The 26,560-nt window shown below is 69.5% G+C and carries 21 protein-coding genes and 1 pseudogene; 10 read left to right on the top strand and 12 right to left on the bottom strand.

The annotated features are described in order from the left end of the window. Positions 1 to 4: 4 nt before the first annotated feature. Both HHX35_RS41190 and HHX35_RS41185 read right to left on the bottom strand, forming a co-directional pair. Entirely contained in the window at positions 5 to 865 is an 861-nt protein-coding gene (locus tag HHX35_RS41190; RefSeq protein ID WP_182904028.1) for an alkaline phosphatase family protein, read from the bottom strand. Positions 866 to 1,327: 462 nt separating this feature from the next. After that, entirely contained in the window at positions 1,328 to 1,999 is a 672-nt protein-coding gene (locus tag HHX35_RS41185; protein ID WP_310739653.1) for a DNA alkylation repair protein, read from the bottom strand. 669 nt (positions 2,000 to 2,668) lie between these two features. On the opposite strand from HHX35_RS41185, the gene HHX35_RS41180 reads away from it, so the two are divergent. Further along, the gene (locus HHX35_RS41180; protein ID WP_182904027.1) at positions 2,669 to 4,831 is read left to right on the top strand and encodes a choice-of-anchor P family protein; all 2,163 of its coding nucleotides are present in this window, start codon (positions 2,669 to 2,671) and stop codon (positions 4,829 to 4,831) included. Between the two features lie 158 nt (positions 4,832 to 4,989). On the opposite strand, the gene HHX35_RS41175 is transcribed toward HHX35_RS41180, so the two are convergent. The 5 genes and pseudogenes from HHX35_RS41175 to HHX35_RS44345 all read right to left on the bottom strand — a co-directional run bounded on the left by HHX35_RS41175 (position 4,990) and on the right by HHX35_RS44345 (position 13,251). Further along, on the bottom strand, positions 4,990 to 6,324 hold the full coding sequence (locus HHX35_RS41175; protein ID WP_182904026.1) for an MFS transporter: 1,335 nt from the start codon (positions 6,322 to 6,324) through the stop codon (positions 4,990 to 4,992). 118 nt (positions 6,325 to 6,442) lie between these two features. Further along, a complete protein-coding gene (locus HHX35_RS41170; RefSeq protein ID WP_182904025.1) occupies positions 6,443 to 7,669 on the bottom strand; it encodes an RNA polymerase sigma factor in 1,227 nt (408 codons plus the stop codon). Further along, positions 7,669 to 8,084: pseudogene (locus HHX35_RS41165) on the bottom strand (YciI family protein). Before HHX35_RS41165 ends, HHX35_RS41170 begins: the two are co-directional and overlap by 1 nt. A gap of 667 nt (positions 8,085 to 8,751) precedes the next feature. After that, entirely contained in the window at positions 8,752 to 11,604 is a 2,853-nt protein-coding gene (locus tag HHX35_RS41160) for a glycosyl hydrolase family 95 catalytic domain-containing protein (RefSeq protein ID WP_259405880.1), read from the bottom strand. Positions 11,605 to 11,862: 258 nt separating this feature from the next. After that, positions 11,863 to 13,251 carry a cellulose binding domain-containing protein gene (locus HHX35_RS44345; protein ID WP_259405879.1) on the bottom strand — a complete coding sequence of 463 codons (1,389 nt, stop codon included), beginning with the start codon at positions 13,249 to 13,251 and terminating at the stop codon, positions 11,863 to 11,865. Between the two features lie 792 nt (positions 13,252 to 14,043). Between HHX35_RS44345 and HHX35_RS41150 the strand changes: the two genes are divergently transcribed. From HHX35_RS41150 to HHX35_RS41140, 3 genes are all read left to right on the top strand, one after another. After that, the gene (locus tag HHX35_RS41150) at positions 14,044 to 14,424 is read left to right on the top strand and encodes a PLDc N-terminal domain-containing protein (protein ID WP_182904023.1); all 381 of its coding nucleotides are present in this window, start codon (positions 14,044 to 14,046) and stop codon (positions 14,422 to 14,424) included. Between the two features lie 153 nt (positions 14,425 to 14,577). After that, positions 14,578 to 15,468 carry a methyltransferase domain-containing protein gene (locus HHX35_RS41145; protein ID WP_182904022.1) on the top strand — a complete coding sequence of 297 codons (891 nt, stop codon included), beginning with the start codon at positions 14,578 to 14,580 and terminating at the stop codon, positions 15,466 to 15,468. An 813-nt stretch (positions 15,469 to 16,281) separates the two neighbouring features. Further along, complete coding sequence (locus HHX35_RS41140; RefSeq protein ID WP_182904021.1) at positions 16,282 to 17,364, top strand: glycoside hydrolase family 11 protein; 1,083 nt, start codon at positions 16,282 to 16,284, stop codon at positions 17,362 to 17,364. 169 nt (positions 17,365 to 17,533) lie between these two features. Here the strand turns inward: HHX35_RS41140 and HHX35_RS41135 are convergent, their stop codons facing one another. The 5 genes from HHX35_RS41135 to HHX35_RS41115 all read right to left on the bottom strand — a co-directional run bounded on the left by HHX35_RS41135 (position 17,534) and on the right by HHX35_RS41115 (position 21,538). After that, positions 17,534 to 18,088, bottom strand: coding sequence for a hypothetical protein (locus HHX35_RS41135; RefSeq protein ID WP_259405878.1), 555 nt, complete (start codon positions 18,086 to 18,088; stop codon positions 17,534 to 17,536). Positions 18,089 to 18,243: 155 nt separating this feature from the next. Beyond that, on the bottom strand, positions 18,244 to 19,773 hold the full coding sequence (locus tag HHX35_RS41130; protein ID WP_182904020.1) for a carboxylesterase/lipase family protein: 1,530 nt from the start codon (positions 19,771 to 19,773) through the stop codon (positions 18,244 to 18,246). A 412-nt stretch (positions 19,774 to 20,185) separates the two neighbouring features. Beyond that, positions 20,186 to 20,518, bottom strand: a complete 333-nt coding sequence (locus tag HHX35_RS41125; RefSeq protein ID WP_182904019.1) for a YnfA family protein — start codon at positions 20,516 to 20,518, stop codon at positions 20,186 to 20,188. Positions 20,519 to 20,702: 184 nt separating this feature from the next. Beyond that, entirely contained in the window at positions 20,703 to 21,152 is a 450-nt protein-coding gene (locus HHX35_RS41120) for a MerR family transcriptional regulator (RefSeq protein WP_182904018.1), read from the bottom strand. Next, the gene (locus HHX35_RS41115; protein WP_182904017.1) at positions 21,149 to 21,538 is read right to left on the bottom strand and encodes a hypothetical protein; all 390 of its coding nucleotides are present in this window, start codon (positions 21,536 to 21,538) and stop codon (positions 21,149 to 21,151) included. The genes HHX35_RS41120 and HHX35_RS41115 overlap by 4 nt, the downstream gene beginning before the upstream one ends. Positions 21,539 to 21,917: 379 nt before the next feature. On the opposite strand from HHX35_RS41115, the gene HHX35_RS41110 reads away from it, so the two are divergent. The 6 genes from HHX35_RS41110 to HHX35_RS41085 form a co-directional block, all read left to right on the top strand. Then, positions 21,918 to 22,193 (top strand): heavy-metal-associated domain-containing protein, encoded by a 276-nt coding sequence (locus tag HHX35_RS41110; RefSeq protein WP_182904016.1) that lies wholly within the window; start codon positions 21,918 to 21,920, stop codon positions 22,191 to 22,193. A gap of 137 nt (positions 22,194 to 22,330) precedes the next feature. Beyond that, positions 22,331 to 23,758 (top strand): MFS transporter, encoded by a 1,428-nt coding sequence (locus HHX35_RS41105; RefSeq protein ID WP_182904015.1) that lies wholly within the window; start codon positions 22,331 to 22,333, stop codon positions 23,756 to 23,758. Positions 23,759 to 23,861: 103 nt separating this feature from the next. Beyond that, a complete protein-coding gene (locus HHX35_RS41100; protein WP_182904014.1) occupies positions 23,862 to 24,143 on the top strand; it encodes a metal-sensitive transcriptional regulator in 282 nt (93 codons plus the stop codon). A gap of 24 nt (positions 24,144 to 24,167) precedes the next feature. Beyond that, complete coding sequence (locus HHX35_RS41095) at positions 24,168 to 24,380, top strand: heavy-metal-associated domain-containing protein (protein ID WP_182904013.1); 213 nt, start codon at positions 24,168 to 24,170, stop codon at positions 24,378 to 24,380. Then, positions 24,377 to 25,312: a hypothetical protein gene (locus tag HHX35_RS41090; RefSeq protein WP_182904012.1), complete on the top strand. Its 936-nt coding sequence runs from the start codon at positions 24,377 to 24,379 to the stop codon at positions 25,310 to 25,312. Before HHX35_RS41095 ends, HHX35_RS41090 begins: the two co-directional genes overlap by 4 nt. A 29-nt stretch (positions 25,313 to 25,341) precedes the next feature. Next, positions 25,342 to 26,560: cation-translocating P-type ATPase (locus tag HHX35_RS41085; protein WP_182904011.1), on the top strand; the 1,219-nt coding region annotated here is incomplete at its 3' end.

Below are 26,560 nucleotides of genomic sequence, written 5' to 3'. Positions count from 1 at the left end.
GCGGTCAGTTCCAGATGCCGGAGATGGCCGACGCCGACGCCGCGTTGCCCGCGTGGCCGGTGCCGTACATGTCCTCGATGGTGCGCAGCAGGTTGTAGTGGTTGTAGGTGGTGCCGGAGGACGATCCCGCCAGCACCGGCTGGCCGTACAGGACGGTGGCGATGCGGTTGCCGCTCAGTCGGTTGTCCTCGTCGAAGGTGACCACGAGAAGGCTGTTGTGGGTCTTGGCCCAGGTCGCGTACGCGCCGAGGTTGTTCTTCAGCCAGGTGTCACCGGTGGACACCGAGCAGTCGTGCATGTCGCTGCACAGGTTCGGGACGACGAACGACACCTTAGGCAGCTTGGTGAAGTCGGTAGGGAACTGGGCGAACGTGTACGCGGTGGACGTCGGCACGTTGGAGAACCCGAACCAGGGGTTGTGCTTGCGGGCGTACTTGCCGCTGCTGCACGTGGTCGAGCCCTGGCTGGGCAGCGATTCGTTGTAGCTGGCCCAGCTCTTGCCCGCGGCGAGCAGCTCCGACGCCAGGTTGGGCGCGGAACTGAAGCCGGGGGTGTAGCAGGAGTCGTCGGTGATGCCCTGGGTCGACCCGGAGAACATGGCGAAGTAGTTGGGCTGGCTGGGATGGGTCTCGGCGTAGAAGGCGGTCAGGTTGGCCCCGCCGCTCTTCAGGGAGTTGATGTAAGGAGCGCTGGAGCTGCCGACGATCTGGGAGTAGGCGTGGTTTTCGAAGACTACGACCACCGTGTGGTCCGGCGTCGGCAACGCGGCCGCCTGGGCGCTGAAGCCTCCGGCGGCCCACAGGCCCAGGGAGGCCGCTGACAGCGTGAAGGCGGTGGTGAGAGCGGTGATCCGGCGGGACGGCATGGCTGTCCTCCAGAGGGGGGGTCTGGGACCAGCTCAGGCTAGGAACACCCCGTGACGCTGACCGCACGCCCGACATGAAGGTTGGCCGAACGGTGAATGAAGCCCCTTGTCGCTCATCGGGGTCGGCGGTCTCGATGGCGTGCAGGGGGTTGTCCACGTCGAGCGCCATGGACGCGACGTGGTTCGCCGGCGTCAGCTCACCGCACGGCATCGCGGCGCGAAGCCGTACTGCTCGCAGCAGGACTCGAACACACGTCACGTGCGCCGGTAAGCGATGCGGGTGTTCTCCACGAGGTCGTCGTGGATCGGCGCGGCGGCCTCGGGCGTCAGGCGCTCGCGGAGCGCACTCGGGCAGGCCGGGTGTGCTCTCCAGCGGTAGGCGATGTGAGGCGCCTCACGGCCGGTTCGTATCGGGTGCCGCGTTCTGAGGGGGTCGCGGCACGGGCGTGAGCGCGAACCTTCCTATTTATCGTGCTGCCGGCGCACCATCTCGGTGATCCAGATGGGCGCGAACGGAGACGTGCAGCCCGGGGGAGTCGGGTAGTCCTTGAGCACTTCGAGGCGCTCACCGATGTCGATCGCACGGGCGCGGTGCTCGGCGTGCTCGATCCCGATCTGAGCCAGGCAGTGGTTCATCGCCCACTGCAGGCGATCCGGGGCGTCCTTCATCTCCGCCTCGATGACGTCGAGCAGCCCTGCGAGGTCGAGGCCCTCAGGCTTCTTCGTCACGCGTTCGGTGGTCAGCGCCCAGCCGGCACTCGCGACCACTGGATCCGAATCGGCGGACCAGGCCAGGCGCAGCTCTTCGGAGTGCGGGTTCTTCTTCACCACGTAGTTCACGAGCCAGTCATGCACCTTCGGCGTGCGCGCCTCGCGCAGCATGACGTCCAACTCGTCACGCTCGAACGCCTTCGGACGGCAGATCAGGATCGCCAGCAGCCTCGCCGCGGTGTCATCGGTCTCCCAGAGCCGGCACGCGAGTTCCTGCTGCGTCTTCAGCCGCTTCGCGAGCGCGCGCAGCTTGCTGAGGTTCACACCGTGATCGTCACCGTGTTTCTCGTTCACCTCGCGTGCCTTCGGGTCCTCGAGCTCGGCCAGCTCGGCCATCACCTCGGACACCAACGTCTCGGCCACTTCAGCCTCCTGTCCATCACGTGCGAGATTCAGCCTACGAGCGTGCGGGCGGTGTTAGGGGTTGCCGGTGATGGAGCGCATGCCGGGTGTAGAGCGGCCAGGAGCCCGTGGTGCCTTTTTACACGCCTACGGCTTTGGACACCCTCGCCGGGGTGCCGGAGTCATGACCGGAAGCCGTTGTATCCATCGACTTTGACCGATGCCGAATGGCGTGGGAGGTCGTCGGTCGACTCTGCGGCGATGCTCATAACCGTGATTCAGGCGGTCCGGAGGGCTGGAAACGGCCGTTCTTTTCCGAAGCGGCAAACTGCGGATCGCTCATTTGGTCGGGCACATCTGAAGAAGATCCCGGCAAAGATCGCTGCTCGCGGGCGCCTCTCATCGGCAAGGAGTGGCCGACTGTGGCCAGTCGGGAACTTGCCGTAAGTGGCCTATTTACATCTATTCGCCGAACAGTCACCATGTGACCGTGGCCACACCCCCTCGTTGATAAGCGGCCGGCGCTGAACATGTCACCGAGGTTGTCAACCAATGCGATTTGGTATCCGCTCGCGCCGATACGTGAGGAGAGGGCGTCCCGGGTGGCGCATTCAGAGAAATTCTGGACGGTCGGCGATCCCAAATTCCTTAATGGCATAACGCCACACCAGAAGGAATGACACCGTGAGAATGACGCGAAGATTACGGGCCGCCGTGTGCGTGGTGGTGGCCGGTGCGATGCTGGTGGCCGGGGTAGGGACGGCGTCCGCCGCGCCCGGGGTCACCCCGGCCGACGTGACGCTGAAACTGGCCCCGGGCGAGTCGACGACGATCGCCAAGACCGTGTCCACTCCGGCGATCCCGCCCAAGCCGGATATCGCGTTCCTGATCGACACAACAGGGAGCATGGGCGGGGTCATCTCGAACGTGCGGACCAATGCGAACACCATCTTGTCCAACGTCGCTTCGGCGCAGCCGGACGCGCAGTTCGCGGTCGCCGAGTACAGGGACGTGTCGGTGGACGCGACGTCGTTCCGGGTGGCGCAGAACCTCACCGCCAACCAGACCGACGTCACCAACGGTCTCAACTCGCTGGTCGCGACGGGCGGCGGCGACCTCCCAGAGGACGGCATCAACGGTCTGTTCCAGGTCGCGTCCGGGGCGGTCGGCTTCCGGCCGGACAGCACCCGGATCGTGTTGCTGATCGGGGACGCCCCCAGCCATGACCCCAGCAACGGCCATACGCTGGCCGACGCGATCAGCGCCCTGCAGGCAGCCCACATCACCGTGCTCGCGTTCGACCTGGCCGGGCTGAACTCGGGCGGGCAGGCGACCGCGATCACCGACGCCACGGATGGACAACTGTTCTCCGGCCTCAACGCCTCGGAGGTCAGCGACACCATCCTGGCGGCCCTGCACAACCTGCCGGTCACGGTCACCCATCAGCTACGCGACTGCGATCCGAACCTGTCGGTGTCCCTGACCCCGGGCAGCCGGACGGTGACCAGCGGCGATGACGCCACCTTCACCGAGGTCGTCTCCGTCGGCGCCGGAGCCGTACCGGGAAGCACCCTGACCTGCAAGGTGGACTTCCTGCTCAACGGCGTCCTGTCACCAGGCTTCACCGAAACGATCAGCGAGCACGTGCCCAAGGCGACCCCATCGATCGCCACGACGCCGTCGGGCCAGGTGCCCGCGGGCGGGAACGTCTCTGATACGGCTGCCCTGTCCGGTGGGTACCACCCGACGGGCACCGTCACGTTCCAGCTGTTCGGGCCCGGCGACACCGACTGTGCGACGCCCATCGCGACTCGTACCGGGACGGTGTCGGGCAGCGGCACCGCCGCGTCCGGGAACATCCCCGCGGGCGGGGTGGGCACCTACCGGTGGGTGGCCTCCTACAGCGGCGATGACGCCAACAACCCGGTCACCTCCGCGTGCGGCGATGAAGAGGTCGTGGTTGTGAAGGCCACCCCGGGCCTCGCCACCACCCCATCGGGGTCCGTGCCGGCCGGCGGCGTCGTGTCCGACACCGCCACCGTCTCCGGCGGGTTCCACCCCACCGGCACTGTCACATTCCAGCTGTACGGCCCCGGCGACACCGACTGCGCGACGCCGATCGCCACCCGCACCGGCACGCTGTCCGGCAGCGGCACCGCCGCGTCCGGCAACGTGACCATCGGCGCGGCCGGCACCTACCGGTGGACCGCCACCTACGGCGGCGACGCCAACAACAACTCCGTCACCTCACCGTGCAGCGAAGAACAAGTCACCGTCACGCCGCAGCGGCTGACCGGACGGGCCTACGGCCTGACCGCCGACGCCTCCCTGGCCGGCATCCAACTGGTCAACATCGCACGCACCCCCGACACCGGCCCCATCTCCACCACCTCGACCGGCACCACCTCGGTGCCCTGCACCGCCAGCCTCAGCGGACTGATCAGCGCGCACGCCCTGTGCGCCCAGGTCGCCACCACCGAATTCCCCGGCAAATCCGTCGCCACCGCCTCCATCGACGACACCACCGTCGGGATCACCGGCATCCCGGTGATCAGCGTCAAGACCATCAAATCCACCTCCACCACCACGTGCGCCGGCTCCACCGGAACCACCACGATCGCCTTCCTCAAGGTCGGCAACACGGTGGTCATCGCGGAACCCACAAATGTCCAGCCCAATACCACGGTCAACGTCGGCGTCGTCAAGCTCGTCCTCAACGAGCAGACCCCATTCACCACCCCGGACAAGGGCCTGACCGTCAACGCCGTCCACATCACCGTCGACGCCCTCGGCCTGGCCAAGACCAACGTCGTCCTGGCCTCCTCCGAAAGCGATATCGGCAACTGTCCATAACCCAACCCACCTGAACCAGTCATCCCCGAGGCCGGGCGGAACACCGTGGCTCCGCCCGGCCTCGGCCGGCTTCAGGCGCCCCCGGGGGGCGCATTCGGCTCGTCGTGAAGGATCGTCACCCGCAGGCCGTCAATCTGCAGCGGCGGTGACCACCAGCGTCAGGCCGGACCTTCGTCGCCGCGTTCCGGAGCGGGGATTTCCCGTAGGGAGCGTAGGGGTGAGACGTAGGCGATCGCGGTGCCAAGGAGCATCACGCCGCTGCTGATGACGAGGGTGGCTCGGAGAGAAAGCAACGATCCGAGGAGCCCACCGAGGAGCGCGCCGAGGGGTTGCATCCCGGAAACGAGGAAACGCCATGTGGCGTTGGCGCGTGAGAGCAGGGCGGGGGCGATCAGAGTCTGCCGGAGGGTTTGCTGGTTGACCCCGTAGAGCGAGGGACCGGCCCCTCGCAGCAACTGCGCGACGGCCAGGATGACGAGCGTGAGTGCCACAAGGCTGCCCGCGGCCGCGAGCACCAGGCCGGCGACGGCCGCGATGAGCATCCCGGTGACAAAACACCGGCCTGGGCCGATGCGCCGGGTGACGGGGGCCACCACCAGGGCGCCGAGGATGCCCGCCACGCCACTGATCGCGATGTACACGCCGATCAGGGCCGGAGTCAGCCTGAGGTCTCGAACCAGGTAGAGCACGAAGACGACGTTTTGGATCTGGCCGGCGAGGGCACCGATGGTGGCCGCGAGGGTCACAGCGCGCATGGTCGGATGAGCGAAGACCACGCGCACTCCCTCGACGATGCCGGCGCCGAGGTGACGTTGCCGCCGCTCCGCGTGGACGGCCCCCGCTCCAGGGGCGCGAATACGCGCCTTACACAGGCCGGCGAGCAAGAACGAGACCGCGTCGACAGCGATGGCAGCCGGCGCGGACAGGAGCGAGACCACCACACCACCCACAGCTGAGCCTGTCGTGTTGACGGTCGCGTTGCTCAGCATGAGCGCGCTGTTGGCCGGTAGGAGCTGCTGACGTGGGACCAGGGCGGGGGTGAACGACTGAGCGGTCACGGCCTCCAGAAGGCCGCAGACGCCCGCGAGAACCGTCACAGCGTACAGATGCCAGATCTGCAGCAGGCCGAGTACGGCCAGGACCGGAACCGAGCCCAGCAGCAGGGTCCGCGCCAGGTCCGTCAGGACAAGGATCCGCCGGTAGGGCATGCGGTCCACCCATACGCCCGCGGGCAACCCCAGAACGAGGTGCGGAAGCCACGCCGCCGCGCCCAAGAACCCCATCTGGGCGGGCGAGGCGTCCAGATAGACGACCGCTGTCAACGGCAGCGCCACCACGGTGACGCTTGATCCCAGCAGTGATATCGAGTTGCCGACAAAGAGCCGGCGGAAGTCGGGATACCGCCGGAGAATCGACCATGGCCTCCGGGACGGGGCACGGTCATCATCGGCCTTTGCCGGTGGTGCTGCGGCTCCTCCTTCATCAATGCTCATAGCCGGACGCTACTGAGATCTTCTGGGCAGATGCCATCGTGTTCGATGGATCAGGTCAGGGCGGACTTCGCGGCCCCCCGGGGCCGCGCTTGAGTCCCGGCTGGCCGGGCTGGAGAAGTCAGCTCAGCGTGGCCGCCTTGCGCAGCAGCACTGAGCGTTCGCGCTGGTTGGCGCACAGCCGGGCCGCCAGCTCCAGCTCGGCGCGCGCTTCCGCTCGCCGTCCGAGTCGGGCCAGCAGCTCCCCGCGTACGGTCGGGATCAGATGCGAGCCGGGGAGCCGGTCCGAGGCGATCAGCTCGTCCACGATGGCCAGGGCTTGTGCCGGGCCCGAGGCCATGGCCACAGCGACGGCCCGGTTGAGCTCGACCACCGGCGAGGGCGCGACCCGGCCGAGTGCCTCGTAGAGCACCACGATCCGGTCCCAGTCGGTCGCCTCGACCGAGGGCGCGGCCGCGTGGGTGGCGGCGATCGCGGCCTGCAGGCCGTAGGGGCCGAGGCCGCGAGTCGATGCCTTGGCCAGCGCGGCCAGCCCACGGCGGATCGCCGAGAAGTCCCACCGCCGCCGGTCCTGCTCCTCCAGCAGGACCGGCGAACCGTCCGGGCCGGTCCGGGCGGGGAAACGCGCGGCCGTCAGCTCGCACAACGCCAGCAGGCCGTGCACCTCCGGCTCGTCCGGCTGCAGCGCGGCCAGCGTGCGGGCCAGCCGGATCGCCTCGTACGCGACGTCGGGGCGCAGCAGCCGGTCGCCCGACGTGGCCGTCGACCCCTCGGTGAAGATCACGTAGAGGACGCTGAGCACGGCGGCCAGCTGCTCCCGGCGCTCGGCGGCCGGCGGCAGCTCGAACGGCACCCCGGCCTCCGCGATCGTCTTCTTGCCCCGGGTGATGCGGGCCTGCACGGTCGGCACGGATACGAGGAACGCGCGGGCGATCTCCTCGCTGGACAGGCCGCCGACCACGCGCAGGGTCAGCGCCACCCGGGACTCGGGGGAGAGCACCGGGTGGCAGCTGACGAACATCAGCGCCAGCACGTCGTCATCGATCTTGTCGGGGTCGATTTGTTCGTCAGCCGCCGAGCCGACCGCCGAGTCGGCCGCCAGCAGGGCGTATCGGTCCTGGAGGGCGGTCCGGCGGCGGATCGCGTCGATCGCCCGCCGCCGGGCCGTGGCCATCAGCCAGCCGGCCGGATTGGCCGGAGGGGCGAGTGGCCACGACACCAGCGCCTCGGCCACCGCCTCCTGGGCCGCGTCCTCGGCCAGCCCGAAATCGCCGGTGAACCGGGTCAGCGCGGCGACGATCCGCGCCGACTCGATCCGCCAGACCGCCTCGACATCGGCCGTACCCATCAGATCTGGCCGTTGCTCTCGCGCCCGGCCCCGTCCTTGGTGATCACTGTCCGACCTGCGGGACCTCGTCGCTGCCGGGCACCCGCCGGACCTCGATCTTGGACCCGGGGGCCGCCGGGACCCGCTTGGCCCACTCGACCGCCTCCTGCTTCGAGGCGACGTCGAGCAGGAAGAAGCCCCCGAACAGCTCTTTGGTCTCGCCGTACGGCCCGTCCGTGACCACCGGGGCCTCGCCGCTGAAGTCGACCACGACGCCCTGGCCCGGATCGTCCAGCCCTTCCGCGGCGAGGAGAACGCCGGCCTTGAGCATCTCCTCGATGAACTGGCGGGTCGTGGCCATCATCTCGTCGATGTCGGCCATCATGGCCGCGTTCGACTCGTCGGTGCCCCGCATGATCAGCAGGTACTTCGGCATCGCGTTCTCCTCGTCCGGCGGGGCCGCCTCTCGGCCCTCGCACCCACACGTCGAACGAGCGGCCCGCGGATCGACACGGTCCCGCAGAAATTTCTCGCCGCGACGCGGCCGATCCCTCCGACCCGCGTTTCGCCCGTCGGAGCGGCCCCTGAGCCGATGACTGACGCGGACGCCCTGCTGATCGGAAAGCCTATCGCCGCATCTTCGTCGAGAGCGGCGAGATCTCGCCGGCGCCCGAACTCAGCGACATCCGGCGCCGGAACTCACGAACGACACCACGATCGCGCCGCCATCGGCCAGGACACGGGCCGTGCTGCCGGCGGCTGTGCTTCCGGAGGACGGGGGGAGGAGGCGGCTGCAGCAAGGTGGGAGGGCGGGAGATGCGCTTTCAGGCACGCGGACATGCCGGCTCGTGGTCGGTGACCAACGAGCCGGCATGGTGCGGTGGGAACGCCCGATGGGTGGTGGGCGGTCGGGCGGCCGGGTGCTCCTCAGCGGGAGGTCGTGCGGGACAGGCCGATCCGGTAGTCAACGCCGCCCTGGCGCGCCAGGGCGGCGCCGACCCGTTCAGGAAATCCGTCGAGTCAACCGCCGTGTGACCCGTCGTGCGTTCATGGCGAACCCTCGCGCCCCGACACTCCCTTCCATCATGCCGGGATCAGCCAGGTCACACGCCGGTGATCGTCCATTGGTTGTTGGTGTTGTTGTTGGGCGTCCACATGCCGACGGCGGAGCCGGCGGTGGTGTAGCCCATGCCGTCGAGGGACGTGCCGGTGCCGCGGTTGACGATCTGGTAGCGGCCGTTGCCGAGGTCGTTCAGGCGCCACTGCTGGTTGTTGCCGCCGTTCCAGGCCGCCTGCCTGGCGTTGGCGCCGTTGGCGGTGTTGCCCCAGCTGTCGGCGACCATGCCGTTGGTGCGGTTGACGATCCGGTACCAGCCGCCGCCCAGGTCGACCAGCTGCCACTGCAGGTTGTTGCTGCCGTCCCAGTTCCACTGCTTGAGGTTCGACCCCGACGCGACGTTCCCGCCGCTGTCCAGCACCAGGCCGGTGGTGGCGTTGGCGATCCGCACGTAGGTCGACGGCGTGGAGGTGCCGCCGGACCCGGTCAGGCGGTAGGTGCGGCCGGCCTGGCCGGGCAGCGCGATGACGTCGGCCTCGGGTTTGGTGACGGTGACGGCACCGCCGGTCTCGGCGTCGACCACCTGGTAGGTCCCGGTGAAGATCCGGCTGCGTACGTTGACCGTGCCGTCGCGGTCGAACTTGACGAGGATCTCGGTGTTCCCGCCGCTGACCCAGGTCGCGTCGACGGTGTAGCCGCCGCGTCCCCGCAGGCCCTGCACCTTCCCGCTCGGCCACGTCGAGGGCAGAGCGGGCAGCACGTGCAACTCCCCGTTGTGGCTCTGCAGGAGCATCTCCGCGATGCCGGACGTCGCGCCGAAGTTGCCGTCGATCTGGAAGGGCGGGTGCAGGTCGAACATGTTCGGCGCGAGCCGGTCCGTCCGCACGAGGAGGCCGATCAGCTTGCGGGCACGGTCGCCCTCCTCCATCCGCGCCCAGTAGTTGATCTTCCAGGCCAGCGACCAGCCGGTGCCGTCGTCGCCGCGCAGTTCGAGGGTCCGGCGCGCGGCGTTGTAGAGCGTGGGGGTGCCGCGCTTGGTGATCTGGTTGCTGGGGTGCAGGCCGTAGAGGTGCGAGATGTGCCGGTGGTTCTGCTCGGTCTCCACCCAGTCGTACAGCCACTCCTGGATGTTGCCGCGCGAGCCGACCTTCATCGGAGCCAGCCGGTCCCGGGCGGCCAGGACCTGGCTCCGGAAGCTCTCGTCCGTGCCGAGGACCTCGCTGGCCTTTGCGCAGCCGTTGAACAGGTCGCGCAGGATCTGGTTGTCCATGGTCGGGCCGGCGCACACGCTGACGCCCGAGTGGTGGTTCAGCTCGGGGGAGTTCGACGGGTTCGTCACCAGATACCCCAGGCTCGGCTCCTGGACGAGCGTCTCCAGGAAGAACTGCGCCGCGCCCTTCATCGCCGGGTAGTACTGCCGGAGGAAGTCGAGGTCCTCGGTGAACAGGTAGTGGTCCCAGATCATGGTGGACAGCCACGCGCCGCCGGTCTGCCACATGCCCGCCGCGGCGAAATCGACCACCGACGAGCCCCGCCATCCGTCGGTGTTGTGGTGGGTCACCCAGCCACCCGCGTTGTACTCCACCCGGGCCGTACGGGCGCCGCTGACCGTGAGGTCGTTGATCATCCGGAACACCGGCTCGAAGCACTCCGGCAGGTTCGTCGTGTTGGTCGGCCAGTAGTTCATCGGCAGGTTGGCGTTGAGGGTGTACTTCGAGTCCCACGCCGGGGTCAGCGAGTCGTTCCAGATGCCCTGCAGGTTCGCCGGCTGGGTGCCCGGCCGCGAGGAGGAGATCAGCAGGTAGCGGCCGTACTGGAACAGCAGCACCGAGAACTGCGGGTCGTTGGTGTTCGCGTGCTGCGCGATCCGCACGTCGGTCGGCTGGTCGGCCGCCGAGGTGCGGCCGAGGTCGAGCGTGGTGCGCCCGAACAGCCGCTGGTAGTCGGCCACGTGCCGGGCGCGCAGATCGTCGTACGTCCTGCCGTTGACGGCGTCGAGATAGCGCCGCGCGATGCCCTGGTAGTCGCCGCTGGTGTCCTTGAAGTTCACGTAACTGGAGCCGATGGAGATCAGCACGGTGACGCTGTTGGCGCCCCGCACCTGGAGGGTGCCGCCGGAACTGCTGACCGTGCCGCCGTCGGCGACGGCCCGGGCCAGCGCCAGGAATTTGACCTTGCCCGCCAGACCTCGCTGGTCGCCGGAGACGCCGTCGAGCGCCACCGTCGTGCCGTCCGGGCTGGAGCGCGTGGTCCGCTGCGGGCTGTCGAACGTCGCGGAGAACGTGATCGAGCCGCCCCTGTCGGCGGTGAGGCGGATGGCGATCACCTGGTCCGGCGCGCTCGCGAGCACCTCACGCCGGTATCGCACGCCGTTCTGCAGGTACGACGTGGTCGTGGTGGCCGTGGTCAGGTCCAGGGAACGGCTGTACTCCGAGACTCCGCTGTTGCTGCCGAAGGTGAGCCGCAGGTTGCCGACCGTCTGGTACGCCAGCTGGGCGGAGGGGTTGCCCAGCATGTTCTGGTCGATCAGGGTCTGGGCCTGGCTCCACTGGTTCTGGAAGACCAGCTGCCGGATCTGCCCGAGAGCCGCCGCGCCCTTCGTGTTGCTCTGGTCGTAGGGCCCGCCGGCCCAGATGGTGTCCTCGTTGAGCTGCAACCGCTCGGTGTCGACGTTGCCGAACACCATCGCGCCCAGCCGGCCGTTCCCGATCGGAAGCGCACGCAGCCAGTCGGTGCCGGCGCTCGCGTCGTACCACAGCGCCAGATCGTTCGCGGCGCGCACCTCCGGCGGCGGCGCCGACGCGGCCCGCGCAGTGGCCGTCCACTGCACCGGCAGCATCGCGGCTCCGGCTCCGACCGCGCCGAATCGCAGCAGTTGCCTTCGGGTGAAATCAGACAATTCAGTTCTCCAAGTCCACGGCGGGTACGGACACGCGGAATCGTTTCGACCGGGAGCTCCGCTCCGGCGAGACGCAGCGGGTGTCCGGGGGGATGACCTGCGACCCGAAGGCCCCGAGCGAGGTGGCGGTAAGGGCGGGTGTTCTCCGGCAGGGTCTCCCATCGCCATAAGAGGCCCTGCCGGAGCCCGGAGAGGGTCGTGTGTGCGGCCCTCTCCGGAGTCAACGGGACATCGATCGGAACAACGTGCCGCGATCGGTCACGGGCTGGTGCAGGTGAGCGAGGGGGTCGACGGCGTGCCGGTGGCGAGGAACCCGAAGGTGGCCGAGCCGGACGCCGGGATCGAGCCGTTGAAGGAGGCGTTCTTCACCGTCACCGCCGAGCCGCTCGTGCTCAGCGTGCCGTTCCACAGCTGGGTGATCGTCTGGCCGCTGCCGAGCGTCCACCTGACGGTCCAGCCGTTGACCGCAGAGCCGCCCGCCGTCACCGTGACCTCTCCCTGGTAGCCGCCGGGCCACGAGTTCACCGTGCGGTACTCGGCCACGCAGGCGCCCGGCGGCGGGGGCGACGGACTGGCGGACGGCGACTGCGACGGCGACTGGGACGGCGAGGGCGAGGGCGAGGGCGACGGGAAGCGCGACGGGCTGGACGAGGGGGAGGGGCTCGGCGACGGCGACGACCCGCCCGGCGGCACGTACGGGCACTTGTTGCGGTACATCGAGATGCCGGTGGAGTCCGCCAGCGGGCACAGGAACTGGGTGTACCGGGTGTCGTTGTCCACCCAGATCTTCAGCCACGGGATCAGCACCCGCATCTCGGTCGTGTTGGCCCGCGTCGCGAACAGGTGGTCCACCCCGGTGATCTCCACCCACGCGCTCGGCGTCGAGGCCGGGATGGTGGTGTACAGCCCGTTGAGGTACGACTGCGTGACCGTCGTGTCCCGCTGGCCGGAGATGAACATCGTCGGCACCCGGTCGTTGGACAGGCTGTAGTCCCCGACGGGCGAGCCGGGCGCGAGTCCGATCCCGGCCTTGAGGGAGGGCCGCCGGAGGATCGCGCTGAGGACCCCCGCGCCGCCCGCCGAGTGGCCGACGACCGACAAGCGGTTCGGGTCGACCCGGTCGCGTACCGAACTGCGCTGGGTGAGGTAGTCCAGCGCGGCGAGCAGCTGGGTCCCCCGGGCGTCCGCGCTGTCGGTGCGGCTGTTGGTCTCGATGCCGATCACCACGAAGCCGAACGAGGCGAGCCAGGGACCCATCCAGGCCTCTTCGTTGGCGAACAGGGCGGAGTAGCCCGGCACGATCGCGACCCCGCCGAACGTGCCCTGGCTGGTGTCGGTCGGGTAGTAGATGACTCCGCCGCCGAAGCCGTTGCCGGCCGGCACGCTGGTCTGGGCGGTCGCGAAGGTCCCCCTGGTGGCCGCGACGCTCGCCACGGTCGGGTTGGGCCCGCGCTGGTAGGGATTGTCCGCGGCCGACGCCGGCCGGGTCGCGATGGCCGCCGAGAGCAGCCCGAGGACGGCCACCGCCGCCGCCATCGCCCGGCCCATCGCGTGCCGGAGCGACCGGCTCCGCGAGCCGGGCCCGGACGCGGACGGGTCCGTGGGTGGTCGCCGGGTTCCCGGCGGCGGAACGGCGTGTGCGCCCATGCCTGAGCCTCCATGACTGCAACCAGAAAAGGGGGAGACGCGGGGCATTCAGCGCTGGACGCCGTGCTCCCGCGCAAGGGAGCGCACACCACGAAGGCGTCGCGAACGGCGGGCCTCCGCCCCGCGCACCACCACCGGACAGCGGGAGACCGCCTCGGGGCTCAGTGTGGAAACCTCACCGAAATGTGTCAAGAGCAGGGTCCCGCTGCGAAAGCCCCGTGCCGCGTGAATCACCTCGTGATCCCGGAACCGCCGCGGTCGGTGCGCGATCGAGGAGCGCGGTCATCGGATGAACGTTTCACCCGTCGTCGCTGCCGGCGAGCCCGGAGAGTCCCCTGATGCGGCAGTTGGGCCGCGTTCGCACCCTCCGCGCTCGCGTCCGGATGAACTGCGTCACTTGACACCGTGCCCTCGCCCCGGCTTTGCTCCGCTCCACCACCACCGGTTGATCTCTCGTGGAGGAGGACGAAGACGAGTTCAAAATGTTAGCGTTAACAACATCCGAGGGCATGCCTGCGGCGAACGCGTCCGAGCCGAAGTCAAGAGACACCCGTTCGCGGTCACGGCCGAAGCCTCGCCCGGTGTAGCAGAACGCGGTGTACTCCTCCCGCTTCGGCAGCGGCCGATCACCCACCTGCAGGTGACAGAGCGAAGAAGTCACAGGCGCTATCGCTGATTCTGCGCTCAGCCTCCTCGAAGGCCACATCGGGAAAGATCGCCTTCCCGGAAAGTCCCGACGGACGAAGATCGGATCCACTACGCTCTGCGCGTCTGAAACTGGGAGGATTCGGGATGCCCCTCATCTATGGCGGGTTCGGTCTGGTTCTGCTCGCCTTATGGATCTTCTGCCTGTTCGACGTGATCGTCGCGGCGGAGGAGGACTGCCGCAACCTGCCCAAGGGGTTGTGGATCCTGATCGTCCTGTTCCTTCCCGAGGTCGGGTCGATCCTGTGGCTGATCGCGGGCCGGCCGCAGACCGCGACGCGGCCCGGCGGGCTGCCGTACAAGGGCAACACCGGGCGCTTCCCCGAGTACGACCGGCCGGGCCGGTTCGTCCCCTCCAACCCCGACGACGACGAGGAGTTCCTCCGCCGCTGCCGGGAGCGGGCCGAGGAGCAGCGCCGCGCCTACCTCGAGCAGCAGCGTCAGGCGGAGAAGAACCAAGACCAGTAGTGGCGGCGTGCGGCTCAGGCGCCGGGGCAACATCATGAACGCGGCCTGCCCGAAGCCGGCCGTCGATTGGACTCACACCTCGGCGGACTCGACCGGGCTGTCCCGGGTACACATCGGAGGCTGCTGGTGGTCTGGGGAGGTGACCATGTAGTGATGACCTCCTCGCCCCGCCCGCCGCACGACGGTGGCCGACCGGATCCGACAGGCGGGACCACCGCGCTCGGTGGAGAGCCCGCTCCCGCCCGCGGGTACCTGCTGGACAACGCCCGCGCCGAGGCGGGCGAGCGATTCGTTTGGCTGGCCGAGCTGTTCGACGGTGTGACGCGGGGGCACTTCGATCGACTGGGGGTCAGGGTCGGCTCGCGCTGCTGGGAGGTGGGGGCCGGTGGCCGCAGTATCCCGGAGGCGCTCGCGGCGGCCGTCGGTCCGACCGGGCACGTGCTGGCCACGGACATCGACCCGTCGTGGCTGAAGGCGGGCGACGGGTACGAGGTGCGCCGGCACGACGTCGCCGCCGATCCGCCCCCGGAGCCGGGTACGTTCGATCTGGTGCACGCCCGGCTCGTGCTGGTCCATGTACCCGACCGGGCTCGGGCGTTGGCCACGATGGCGGCTGCGCTGCGGCCCGGCGGCTGGCTGCTGGTCGAAGACGCCGATACCGCCCTGCAGCCACTGGCATGCCTGGACGACAGCGGCCCGGCGCAGCGGCGGGCCAACCGGCTGCGCGACGCGGTCCGGGAGCTGCTGACGCGCCGCGGCGCGGACCTGCGCTACGGCCGGACACTGCCGCGGGCATTGCGTGAGGCCGGCTTGGTGGATGTCGCCGCGGCGGGCTTTTTCCCGGTCGGCGGGCCGGCCTGCGACCGGCTGGAGGCGGCGACCATCCGGCACGTGCGCGGCGAGCTGCTCGCGGCCGGCCTGGCCGACGACGCCGAGATCGACGCGCACTTGGCCGCCATCCACGCGGGCGAACTCGACCTGACACTCGCGCCGCTGATCTCGGCCTGGGGACGCCGTCCAGCCGAGCACCCGCCGCAGGAGTAGCCCCTTACGGGGGTGGTCGTCGTATGACCTGCGACAACGCCTCCGTTCGAGCTTGGCCGCGAGCAGAGTCCGGCGCCTGTCTTGCAACCAGAGCGGGGCGCGACCTGGGACGAAACGATTATGATCATGACCCGGGCTCCGGCGCCGTACCTGGAGAGTTCGAGCTCTGGTGAGCGGCTGTTCAGAAAACTATCGGTACGGTGGCGAAAGTATCGGACTCTCTCGCTCGGAGTGTCAACGATCTTTCGAAACATCGGGGGAACCTACGAGGGACAAGATCTATATCAGGGCATGTCAGTGGCCACTCAACGGGAAAAGCAGAATGAGCTTCGGGCGGCGGACGGCTGAGGAGATCTCCTGATCGTGCTGCTGAAAGTTTCAAAGACGCGGCTCATGACGCCGGTGGAACCCGAGGAGCACGCCGATCGCGGCCGGCTTCCTCGGGCCATACCCGCCAGGTTCCGCGCAACTTTCATCGCCTCCGCCGACGCCCGTCCCGCCGCCGATCCCGTGACCAGGATCGATCCGTCGAGACGACATCTCTGGGCGGAACCGGCTTGACGTGAATCGTTGACAGCCCCACGGGCTCGGGCTGACACTTTCGCCGTCTGTCCGATAATTTCGCCCGAACGAAGGGCCTCGACCACTGTCGATCCGAGTCACCAACCGCGACATGGTCCTCAGGTCGGCGACCGCGTGACGACCGGCCGACCTCCGCCGCGGTGTATGACGCCGACGCGCGGTGGCCCTCACCCCGGCCGTCGGCATCACGCAGCCCGGCCTCCGTCGGCCCGATGAGGAGGAAGTACGTACATGAATCACAGTCCCGTTCGGATGAGAAGCCGCGGGCGCGGCAGTGTGCGGCTGTTGATCGGCCGTGTCTGCGCCGTGGCGCTGGCCGCGGCCGTGGCGCTGCTGCCCGGCGTCGCCCACGCTGCCGTCACCACGAACCAGACCGGCACCAACAACGGCTACTTCTTCTCGTTCTGGACCGACAGCCAGGGCACGGTCTCCATGGACCTCGGGCCCGGCGGCAACTACAGCACCTCGTGGCGCAACACCAACAACTTCGTCGCCGGCAAGGGCTGGAAGCCCGGCGGACGCAGGACCGTCACCTACTCCGGCAGCTTCAACCCCTCCGGCAACTCCTACCTGTCGGTGTACGGCTGGACCCGCAACCCGCTGGTTGAGTACTACATCGTCGACAGCTGGGGCTCCTGGCGGCCCACCGGCACCTACAAGGGCACCGTCACCAGCGACGGCGGCACCTACGACATCTACGAGACCACGCGCTACAACGCCCCGTCCATCGACGGCAACCAGACCTTCAACCAGTACTGGAGCGTCCGGCAGCAGAAGCGCGTCGGCGGCACCATCACCACCGGCAACCACTTCGACGCCTGGGCCCGCTACGGCATGAACCTCGGCACCCACGACTACCAGATCCTCGCCACCGAGGGCTACCAGAGCAGCGGCAACTCCAACATCACCATCGGTGGCACGACCGATCCCTCGCCCACGGTCTCGCCCTCCTCCCGTCCCTCGCCCTCGGTTTCGCCCTCCTCGCCGGGAGGCACCGGCGCGTGCCGGGTGTCCTACTCGAAGAACGAGTGGAACAACGGCTTCACCGCCGACGTGACCATCACCAACACGGGCAGCGGCACGATCAACGGCTGGACGCTGGCCTGGTCCTTCTCCGGCGGCCAGCAGATCACCAACTCCTGGAACGCCACGGTGAGCCAGAGCGGCTCGTCGGTGACCGCTCGCAACGTGTCCTACAACGGCTCACTGGCTCCCGGCGCCACCACCTCGTTCGGCTTCCAGGGCACCTACTCCGGCAGCAACCCCAACCCCTCGGCCTTCAGCCTCAACGGCTCGGCCTGCACCACCGGCTGACCGGCACGACCGTGCGTCACGGCGCGGCGACGCGCGAGCGGGGAGCGGGCGCCCTCGGGCCCCGCTCCCTCGCCGCACCGGACGGGCCGTGTTCGCGCAGGTCGCCGTTCGCAGAACTCCTCGCAGAACCTGCCGGTTGTGCGAGGGGGTTCTGCGAGACCGGCCGGGCCTAGTTGGTGCAGTCCTGGTTCTTCAGGGCCAGACCCAACTCGTAGACCTTGCCTCGGTAGGACAGGAAGTAGTACAGGGCCTTCGGGTTACCGGGAACGGCAGCGACGGGGTAGTTGCCCGTGGTGTCGAGCCGGGGGTAGGCCTTCTTGACCTGCTTCAGGGTGGAGCCGACCTTGATGCCCTCGGGCGTCTTGACGCCCTTGGGTGCTTCGATGAGGGCGACTCCCAGATGCTTGGAGATGTAGAGGCCCACACCGTCGCGGCCGGTCGGGTGCGCCTTGAGATCCCATCCCGAGCATTGACCCTCGTCGAGCTTTTTCACGACCTTGCGGGTCGCCTCGGCCTGCTTGAGGGTCATCCCGAGCCGCACCCCTCCGTAGCCGTATGGGCCAAACTTGCCGCCCGCACTGGTGGTGGCGTCGGCGGACGTCGCGGCCGCGCTCGCCGCCGTGACGCCGGTCAATGCGATCCCCGCGGCGAGCGCCGCCGCAATGGCCGGGCGTCCCAGCCGAACCACCTTGTGCTTGCCGATTCCTCTGTCACCGATGTTCATGCCGCATTGGACTGCCGCCCGGCCGGGAAAGTTCTGATCGAGAAGACGAACGAAGAGCCGCAGAACGAGGCCGCCACACTGGCCTGCGGCAGCGCCAGGCCGAATGGGAACGCGCCGAGGTCCTGGCCAGGTTGCGCTTGGCCGGCTGACGGCCGCTACCGCACGAGCAGCGGGAGCGCCGGGAAGGTGTGGTCCTGCCACAGCAGCCGCGAGGTCTCCTCCGGGTAGGCGGTGACCACCGACGGCGTGTCGAAGAGCTGTGCGAGACGGCGGCCGGTGTCGTACGGAGGCCAGCCCGGGTCGCCGTGAGCGGCGAACGCCGTCCACGCCCTGCGGATCTGCGCGGAGAGCTCCTCCGCCGCCGGGGAGGGCGGGTCGCCGATCAGCATGGCGGGCTGTCCGCTGCTCAGGTTGCCGAAGACGAGCGGCACGTCCAGGCCGTGGCAGGCGCCGAGGGCACCGCCCAATCCCGGGGCGGACCAGGTCAGCTCGTAGAGGTGAGCCTGGCCGCCGCCCGCGATCTGCGCGTCGGCGAGGTGGAGGCTCGGCATGCGGAACAGCCAGTCCGCGTTGACCAGTTCGTACAGCTCCTCATCGGCCGCGGCCGGGAACGCCTCCCGGTATCGGCGTGCGCCGTCCGGGTCGGGGGCGAGCATGTGCAGAGCGGTCTCGGCCTGCTCGTGCGTGACCTGGCCAAGCACGCCGTCGATCAGGCTGAACAACCGGTGCTCGTCACGGGTGTGCCCGACGAGAAGCCCGATGTCCCGGGCAGCGCCGTCAGCCAGCGCCTGCCAAGGGGTCGCCGGCAGGACGTCACCGTCGACGACCGGTGCGAACGGGATCGGCCGGTGTGCGATCTGCCCCCAGCGCTCCCGCCATCGGGCCGTCTTGGCGGAGATCGCGTCGCCCACGGCGGGCAGCCGGTCCGGGGCCACCGCCGACAGGCCGGACACTGTGGGCCGTACCCCCAGCTCGGCGGCGCAGGCGGTGGCGATGTCGGCGGCGAGCTCGGGGGAGAAGAACGTCCCCGGCACGCTCTGCGCGACCGCCCGGCGGAAGAGCCCGGCGGCGCGCGGCATGGCGAGCAGCGCGGCGACCGATCCGCCACCCGCCGACTCTCCGAAGACCGTGACCCGGCCCGGGTCGCCGCCGAACACCCGGACGTTGTCCCGCACCCACTGCAGGGCCGCGACCTGGTCGAGCAGTCCCCGGTTGGCCGGGGCTCCGTCGATCTGTGCGAAACCCTCAATACCGAGACGGTAGTTGAGGGTCACGACCACGAGTCCGCTCCCGGCCAGGCGCCCGGCGTCGTATTCCGGGAGACTGGAGTCGCCCGCCACGTAACCGCCGCCGGGGATCCACACCATCACCGGGAGCCCTGCCGCCGGATCCGGATCCGGCGTCCACACGTTGAGCGTCAACCAGTCGTCGCCGGCGGTGTCCTGGGACACCCCGAGCAGGCCGGACTGCGGGGGCGGCGGGCCGTACGCGACCGCCGGGCGCACACCGTCCCAGCCGCTCACCGGCTGCGGCTCGGCGAAACGGAGCGCACCGACCGGCGGCTCGGCGAAGGGAACGCCGCGGAAGACCGCCAGGCCCGCCTCCCGGCCGCCGCGGAGGACGCCGGCCGCCGTGCGGACTTCCGGCTCGGACTCGGACGGCTGGCTGGATGCGGTGACGGCCACTTCGCGGTTTCCTCTCTGTTCCTGCTCGGCGGAGCATTCCAGTACGCGCCATCTGCGGGCAAACCATTTATTCAGGGAAAAGAACAGGTAAGGGGAAAAGGAAAAGGAGTAACGGTCACACGGGTGACCAGCGGGTTCCTTCTTGCCGTCCGCTGAGTCCAGCTCGAGGTGCAACGACCGTCCTGGCCGGCGTAGGGCCGTAAGGCGGCGCGGAGGATGTCCAGAAGTCTAATCAGACAGAGTTATTCTGACGGATATAAGTGGAGGTACTGCGACAATCACGCGCATTCCTCCGGGCTGGGCCGCTCGTCGAAGATGCCGTCCCGGCGGGGTGACCCGTACGCGGATCGCACCTGGCTGATTTCTTCATGGTCGTCGGCGCCGAGTTGATTGATCCACCCACCTTGCTCGGTCAGCCGCGTGGCACGTACATGATGATCAGAACGCCGGCCAGGCAGACGAGCGCGCCGATGACATCCCAGCGGTCGGGTCGGAACCCGTCAACGAGCATTCCCCAGGCCAGGGACCCGGCGACGAAGACGCCGCCGTAGGCGGCCAGAATGCGGCCGAAGTTCGCGTCCGGCTGGAGCGTGGCGACCAGCCCGTACAGGCCCAGCGCGATCACACCGCCGCCGATCCACAGCAGGCCGCGCTGCTCGCGTACGCCTTGCCAGACCAGCCACGCTCCGCCGATCTCCGCGATGGCGGCCAGGACGAAAAGCAGCAGGGAGCGGATGACCGTCATGGCCGGTAGTACACCGCATGGCAGGGGCCCGTCCGCCGCCGGGTCAATCTACTCGCCGCGGTGCGGGTGCTCAGCATCCGCAGCTGCCCCCGCCGCTTCGGCAGGCACCTGACGGCCGCGTCGCCCGATGCGCTGACGGGCTCGGGGACGGGGGCCGGATGGTCCGGGTGGGTGCTCACGATGGTCAGCCCTCCTCGGGGGTGGGGCCGCCGGTGGCCAGGTCGGCGTACGGCAGCGGGCAGTCGGGGCAGGTGCAGTTCGTCAGGCTGTCGCAGCCTGCGGTGACCACCTGAGTAAGCGCGGTGCGGATGGTGGTCAGGTCGGCGATGCGCGCGTCCATCTCGGCGATCTTGGCCTGGGCGCGGGCACGCAGGTCGGGAGTGGGGTGACCGCGCCGGCCGGTGTCGATCAGCTCGGCGACCTCGTCCAGGGTGAAGCCGAGCCGCTGGGCGGCCTTGATGACGGTCAGCAGGGTGACGGTCTCCGGCGGGTAGGCGCGGTGCCCGCCGGGGCTGCGCGCCGGTTCGGCGATCAGCCCGCGACGCTCGTAGTAGCGCAACGTCTGCAGGTTGACCCCCGCCTGCTTGGCCACCTGCCCGCTGCGCAGGTAGGGGCCGTCGAGATCCTGCCTCACGCCGATCCTCGCGATGCGGCAGGTCCCGCAATGGCCGACCCTGATGCGGCCGCCGCGACGGCGCGTGCCTGCAGCGCGTCCAGCACCTCGATCTGTGCCGGCGGCACCGCCACGTCCAGTGCCAGGCCGCCGTCGGCGATGGTCAGGGTGAAGGAGAAGAAGGAGCAGCAGCCGTTCTCCCGCGCGGTCAGCTCGGCGGCCCGGGCCGCGTGCTCCGGGCTGAAGACGAGCTCCAGTCGCAGCCGCTCACGCCCAGGGCGCCACACCGCCTGGACCGCCTCGGCGAACAAGGCGTCGAATTCGGCCGCCCGCAGCGGCTGCTCCGCGGTGGGCAAGGTGCATGCTGAGGAAGCCCATCCCTGGTCAAGGGCGATGTCCTGGGTCACGCCTCTGACGGTAAGCCCGTACCTGGGTATCGGATGCAACCCCTTCGCACGCCGATGACCGTGGGGGCGGCTTCGCGGCCTTCCTTGACCGCCACGGCGGCGATGACCAGGGCGGCGATCGGGTCGGCCCAGGGCCAGCCGAAGGTGCTGTCGAGGGCGAGCCCGGGGGGCGGCACCGCCGACAGGTAGGTGCACAGCAGGGTCTCTTGGAGTCGGCGACAGCGGAGGCGACGGGCGTCGCGCGCGAGATGCGGGAGACCGGGCGGGTGGCGGTCAGTCGCCGTTCTCGCCGCTCGCGAGCGTTGACACCCCCCCGGGGTATGCTATGGTCTCTCGCGACAGGTACCCCCTGGGGGTAAGCGACACAAGGAGGACGGGCATGTGCACGGCATGTGCGTGCGGCACGGAGTCGGCTCAGAGCGCGGCGACCGCTGAGGCGAATGCGGCGGACGGCAGGGCTTATTCGGTGAGCGGGATGACCTGCGGTCACTGCGTCTCGTCGGTGTCCGGGGAGATCGGCAAGGTCGGCGGCGTCACCGGCGTGGCCGTCGACCTGCCGGCCGGCGTGGTCACCGTCAGCGGCGCGGGATTCACCGACGAGGAGATCCGCGCCGCGGTGGAACGGGCCGGCTATCAGCTGGCGAGCCGGGTCTAGCGGGTCGAGCCCCGAAGAAGGCGGTGGGCGTGCACTGGCATGCACGCCCACCTGCGGGGCCGGTCCGATTCGGCATCACACCCAACCCCCTAGCGCATCCTCCCATCGCGGGTGGATGCGAAGAACAGGAGTGCGGCATGAACGCCGTCAATCCGCGCAGGTGGCGGGCACTGGTCGTGCTCGCCGCGGCGCAGTTCATGGTCATCATGGACACCTCGATCATCGGGGTCGCGTTACCCGACATGCAGCGCGATCTGGGTTTCTCCCCGGACGCGCTGCAGTGGGTCTTCAACGCCTACGTCATCGCCTTCGGCGGCCTGCTGCTGCTCGGGGGGCGCCTGTCCGACCTGTTCGGCGCCCGCAGGATCTTCACCACCGGCTGGCTCGTCCTGATCGCCGGGTCGGCCGTCGCCGCCGCGGCGAGCAGCCCTTGGGCGGAGATCCTCGGCCGTGGTGTGCAGGGCGTCGGCGGCGCGCTCATCGCCCCGGCCTCGATGACCCTGCTCATGATGCTCTTCGGGCACGATCCGCGGGAGCTCGGCAAGGCCATGGCCCTGTACGGCGCGGCGGCGCCGGCCGGCGGCACCGCCGGGGTGTTCCTCGGCGGGGTCGTCACTGAGTATCTGAGCTGGCCGTGGGTGTTCATCGTCTACATCCCCATCGGCGTCGCCACCCTGCTCGCCGTGCCCGCGCTGCTGCCCGCGGTGGCCGGCAGGCGCGGCTCGGTGGACGTGCTCGGCGGCGTCGCCGTCACCGCGGCGATCGCCCTGGCCGTGTTCGCGATCGTGCGAGCGCCCGAACAGGGCTGGGGATCCGCCGCCACGCTGCTGGAACTGGTGGGGGCGATCGTGCTGCTCGCGCTGTTCCTCCTCGTGCAGCGCGTGATCCGGGAGCCGCTCATGCCACTGGGGATCTGGCGGACTCCCGGGCTGGCCGTCGCCAACCTCGCGATGGCGCTGCTGGGTGCGGCCTGGATCCCGATGTGGTACTTCCTCAACCTCTATCTGCAGCAGGTCCTGGGCTACAGCGCCTTCCCCAGCGGAGCGGCCCTGCTTCCCATGACGGTCGCGATCATGATCTTCATGATCGCGATCACCTCCCGGCTGCTCGGCAGGTTCGGCGCCAAGCCGCTGATCGTCATCGGGCTCGCCGTGCTGGCGGCGGGGGTGGCCGGGCTGGCCCTGGTGCGTCCGGACGGGACCTTCGTCGCCGACGTGCTGCCCGCCTCGCTGGTCGCGGCGGTGGGAATGTCCCTGGCCTACATCCCCGCGATGATGTCGGCGATGTCCGGCGCGCGGCCCGAGGACAGCGGGCTGGCCTCGGGCATCGTCAACACCACCTATCAGATCGGCTCGGCGCTCGGGCTGGCCGTGATGACCGCGCTCGCCACCAGTGGGGGAGCGGCCGCGGCGAATGGCCCGGCCGCGCTCACCGACGGCTTCCAGGCCGCCTTCGTCGGCGCGGCCGTCGTGGCGGCGTCCGGCGCCGTACTGACCCTGCTGCTCATGCGGAAGTCCGCATCGGCGGCGCCCGCCACGACGGACACCCAGGCGGTGGGGGTGTAGATCCCACCGAGCGGGCCCGCCCTCGGTCGCGGTGGGCCCGCGAAATACCCTAGGGGGGTAGGGTGTTCAATAGAGACAACAGACCTCGGAGCAAGGCGGGGAGATGGCCGGATACACGGGGACCAAGGAAGACCACCTCAGGAGGCTGCGCCGGATCGAGGGGCAGGTCCGCGGACTGCAGCGGATGGTCGACGAGGACAAGTACTGCATCGACATCCTCACCCAGGTCTCGGCCGCCAACAGGGCGCTCCAGGCGTTCGCCCTGGAGTTGCTGGACGAGCACATGGCGCACTGCGTCGCCGAGGCCATCGCCAAGGGCGGCACCGAGGCCGACGTCAAGATCAAGGAAGCCTCCGACGCCGTCGCCCGTCTCGTCCGTTCCTGACCGATCAAACGAAGGAGAAGCGTCATGACCACCGCCACCTACACCGTCACCGGCATGACCTGCGGCCACTGCGTCAGCTCCGTGAAGGAAGAAGTCAGCGAGGTCCCCGGCGTCACCGGCGTCGAGGTCGATCTCGCCACCGGGATTGTGACCGTCGAAAGCGACAGCCCCCTCGACACGGCCCAGATCAGGGCCGCCGTCGAGGAGGCCGGATACGAAGTGGTGGACAAGCAATGAACACGCCAGCCCGGCTGGGCACCTATGTCCTCGGTCTCGCCGTGGTCTTCGCGGGAGCGCTCGGCGTCGGCGGCGCCGTCGGCGCGACCGGACCGGCGCCCGTGAAGAACGGGCACGGAGGTCACGCGGCCCCTTCACCGGCCACGCAGAAGACGGAACACGTACCGGGAGGACTCCAGGTGTCCCAGAGTGGCTACACCCTCACCCCGCTGACCACGACCATCGCCCCCGGGACGGAGACCGACTTCCGGTTCACGGTGAACGGTCCCGACAACCGCCCGGTGACCGCCTACGAGACCGAGCACGACAAGAAGCTGCACCTCATCGTGGTCAGCCGGGATGCGACCGTCTTCCGGCACCTGCACCCCGAGCTGTCCGGCGAGGGGATCTGGTCGGTGCCGTTGACGCTGCCCGACGCCGGCGCCTATCGGGTGTTCGCCGACTTCGTCCCCCAGGGCGGGGAGGGCCTGACCCTCGGCGCCGACCTGTACGCCCCCGGCGACTATGCGCCCCGGCCGCTGCCCGCGCCCAGCCGTACGGTGACGGTCGACGGATACACCGTCCGGCTCGACGGCACTCTCACACCGGGTGCGGCGAGCAGGCTCACCGCCGAGATCAGCAGGGACGGCAAGCCCGTCACCGACCTGCAGCCCTATCTGGGGGCCTACGGGCACCTGGTCGCGCTGCGCGTGGGCGACCTGGCCTACCTGCACGTCCACCCCGACGGCGCTCCGGGTGACGGCGTCACCCCCGCCGGGCCCGGCATCACCTTCTACGCCGAGGTTCCCAGCCGCGGCGACTACCGGCTCTTCCTCGACTTCCAGCACGACGGAACCGTGCACACCGCCGCCTTCACCGTACGTGCGGAGCAGGGGGTTGTCCCCACAGCCACGGCGGACCACGGATCCGAACACGCTCACTCGGGCCACTGACACCGGGCATGATCCAGAAAGGAGGAGCGATGACCTCCATCACCGACGACCAGCCGTCCGCCACCGGCGGCAGCGTCGAGCTTTCGATAGGCGGCATGACCTGCGCGTCGTGCGCGAACCGGATCGAGCGCAAGCTCAACAAGCTGGAGGGCGTGTCCGCGACGGTGAACTACGCCACGGAGAAGGCCAAGGTGACCTTCCCTGTGGAGTTGGACCCGCAGATGCTGGTGGCGGAGGTGGAGAAGGCCGGATACACCGCCAGGCTGCCCGAGCCGCCCACACCCGAGCAGGCGCCCGGGGAGCCGGAAGACGAGCTCGCTCCCCTGCGGACCCGGCTATTGGTCTCCGTCGTGCTGGCGGTGCCGGTGATCGCGATGGCGATGATCCCGGCGGTGCAGTTCACCTACTGGCAGTGGCTGTCGCTGACGCTCGCCGCCCCCGTCGTGGTCTACGGCGGCCTGCCCTTCCACAAGGCCGCCTGGACCAACCTGCGGCACGGCACCGCCACGATGGACACCCTCGTCTCGCTCGGCACGATCGCCGCGCTGGGCTGGTCGCTGTGGGCCCTGTTCCTGGGCGATGCCGGCGTGCCCGGGATGAGGCACGGGTTCGACCTGACCATCACCCGCAGCGACGGCTCGGGCAACATCTACCTGGAGGCCGCCGCCGGGGTCACCGCGTTCATCCTGGCCGGGCGCTACTTCGAGGCCAGGTCCAAGCGGCGCGCCGGAGCGGCGCTACGCGCCCTGCTGGAACTGGGCGCCAAGGACGTGGCCGTGCTCCGCGACGGGGCCGAGGTGCGCATCCCCACCAGTGACCTCGCGGTGGGTGACCACTTCGTCGTCCGGCCCGGCGAGAAGATCGCCACCGACGGGGTGATCGAGGAAGGCACCTCTGCCGTCGACGCCTCGATGCTGACCGGTGAGTCGGTCCCGGTCGAGGTGCGGGCCGGGGATGCGGTGACGGGGGCGACGGTGAATGCGGGCGGCCGGCTGGTCGTGCGGGCCACCCGGGTCGGCTCCGACACCCAGCTCGCCCAGATGGCGCGCCTGGTGGAAGACGCCCAGACGGGCAAGGCGCAGGTGCAGCGCCTGGCCGACCGCATCTCCGGGATCTTCGTGCCGATCGTCATCGCGTTGTCGGTCGCCACCTTGGGGTATTGGCTCGGCACCGGGCAGGGCGCCGGGGCGGCCTTCACCGCCGCGGTCGCGGTGCTGATCATCGCCTGCCCCTGCGCGCTGGGGCTGG

The organism is Microbispora sp. H10830 (assembly GCF_014161375.1).
GTDB lineage: Bacteria > Actinomycetota > Actinomycetes > Streptosporangiales > Streptosporangiaceae > Microbispora > Microbispora catharanthi.
The sequence above is the reverse complement of the archived record's forward strand: the minus strand, read 5'-3'. Positions and strand labels throughout refer to the sequence as shown.

What these genes read in the sequence shown, in the direction of transcription:
- HHX35_RS41110 (WP_182904016.1), top strand. Translation starts at nt 21,918, where the DNA reads ATGTGCACGGCATGTGCGTGCGGCACGGAGTCGGCTCAGAGCGCGGCG.
- HHX35_RS41150 (WP_182904023.1), top strand. Translation starts at nt 14,044, where the DNA reads ATGCCCCTCATCTATGGCGGGTTCGGTCTGGTTCTGCTCGCCTTATGG.
- HHX35_RS41105 (WP_182904015.1), top strand. Translation starts at nt 22,331, where the DNA reads ATGAACGCCGTCAATCCGCGCAGGTGGCGGGCACTGGTCGTGCTCGCC.
- HHX35_RS41175 (WP_182904026.1), bottom strand. Translation starts at nt 6,324, where the DNA reads ATGAGCATTGATGAAGGAGGAGCCGCAGCACCACCGGCAAAGGCCGAT.
- HHX35_RS44345 (WP_259405879.1), bottom strand. Translation starts at nt 13,251, where the DNA reads ATGGGCGCACACGCCGTTCCGCCGCCGGGAACCCGGCGACCACCCACG.
- HHX35_RS41095 (WP_182904013.1), top strand. Translation starts at nt 24,168, where the DNA reads ATGACCACCGCCACCTACACCGTCACCGGCATGACCTGCGGCCACTGC.
- HHX35_RS41135 (WP_259405878.1), bottom strand. Translation starts at nt 18,088, where the DNA reads ATGAACATCGGTGACAGAGGAATCGGCAAGCACAAGGTGGTTCGGCTG.
- HHX35_RS41090 (WP_182904012.1), top strand. Translation starts at nt 24,377, where the DNA reads ATGAACACGCCAGCCCGGCTGGGCACCTATGTCCTCGGTCTCGCCGTG.
- HHX35_RS41140 (WP_182904021.1), top strand. Translation starts at nt 16,282, where the DNA reads ATGAATCACAGTCCCGTTCGGATGAGAAGCCGCGGGCGCGGCAGTGTG.
- HHX35_RS41145 (WP_182904022.1), top strand. Translation starts at nt 14,578, where the DNA reads ATGACCTCCTCGCCCCGCCCGCCGCACGACGGTGGCCGACCGGATCCG.
- HHX35_RS41190 (WP_182904028.1), bottom strand. Translation starts at nt 865, where the DNA reads ATGCCGTCCCGCCGGATCACCGCTCTCACCACCGCCTTCACGCTGTCA.
- HHX35_RS41170 (WP_182904025.1), bottom strand. Translation starts at nt 7,669, where the DNA reads ATGGGTACGGCCGATGTCGAGGCGGTCTGGCGGATCGAGTCGGCGCGG.
- HHX35_RS41100 (WP_182904014.1), top strand. Translation starts at nt 23,862, where the DNA reads ATGGCCGGATACACGGGGACCAAGGAAGACCACCTCAGGAGGCTGCGC.
- HHX35_RS41180 (WP_182904027.1), top strand. Translation starts at nt 2,669, where the DNA reads ATGACGCGAAGATTACGGGCCGCCGTGTGCGTGGTGGTGGCCGGTGCG.
- HHX35_RS41125 (WP_182904019.1), bottom strand. Translation starts at nt 20,518, where the DNA reads ATGACGGTCATCCGCTCCCTGCTGCTTTTCGTCCTGGCCGCCATCGCG.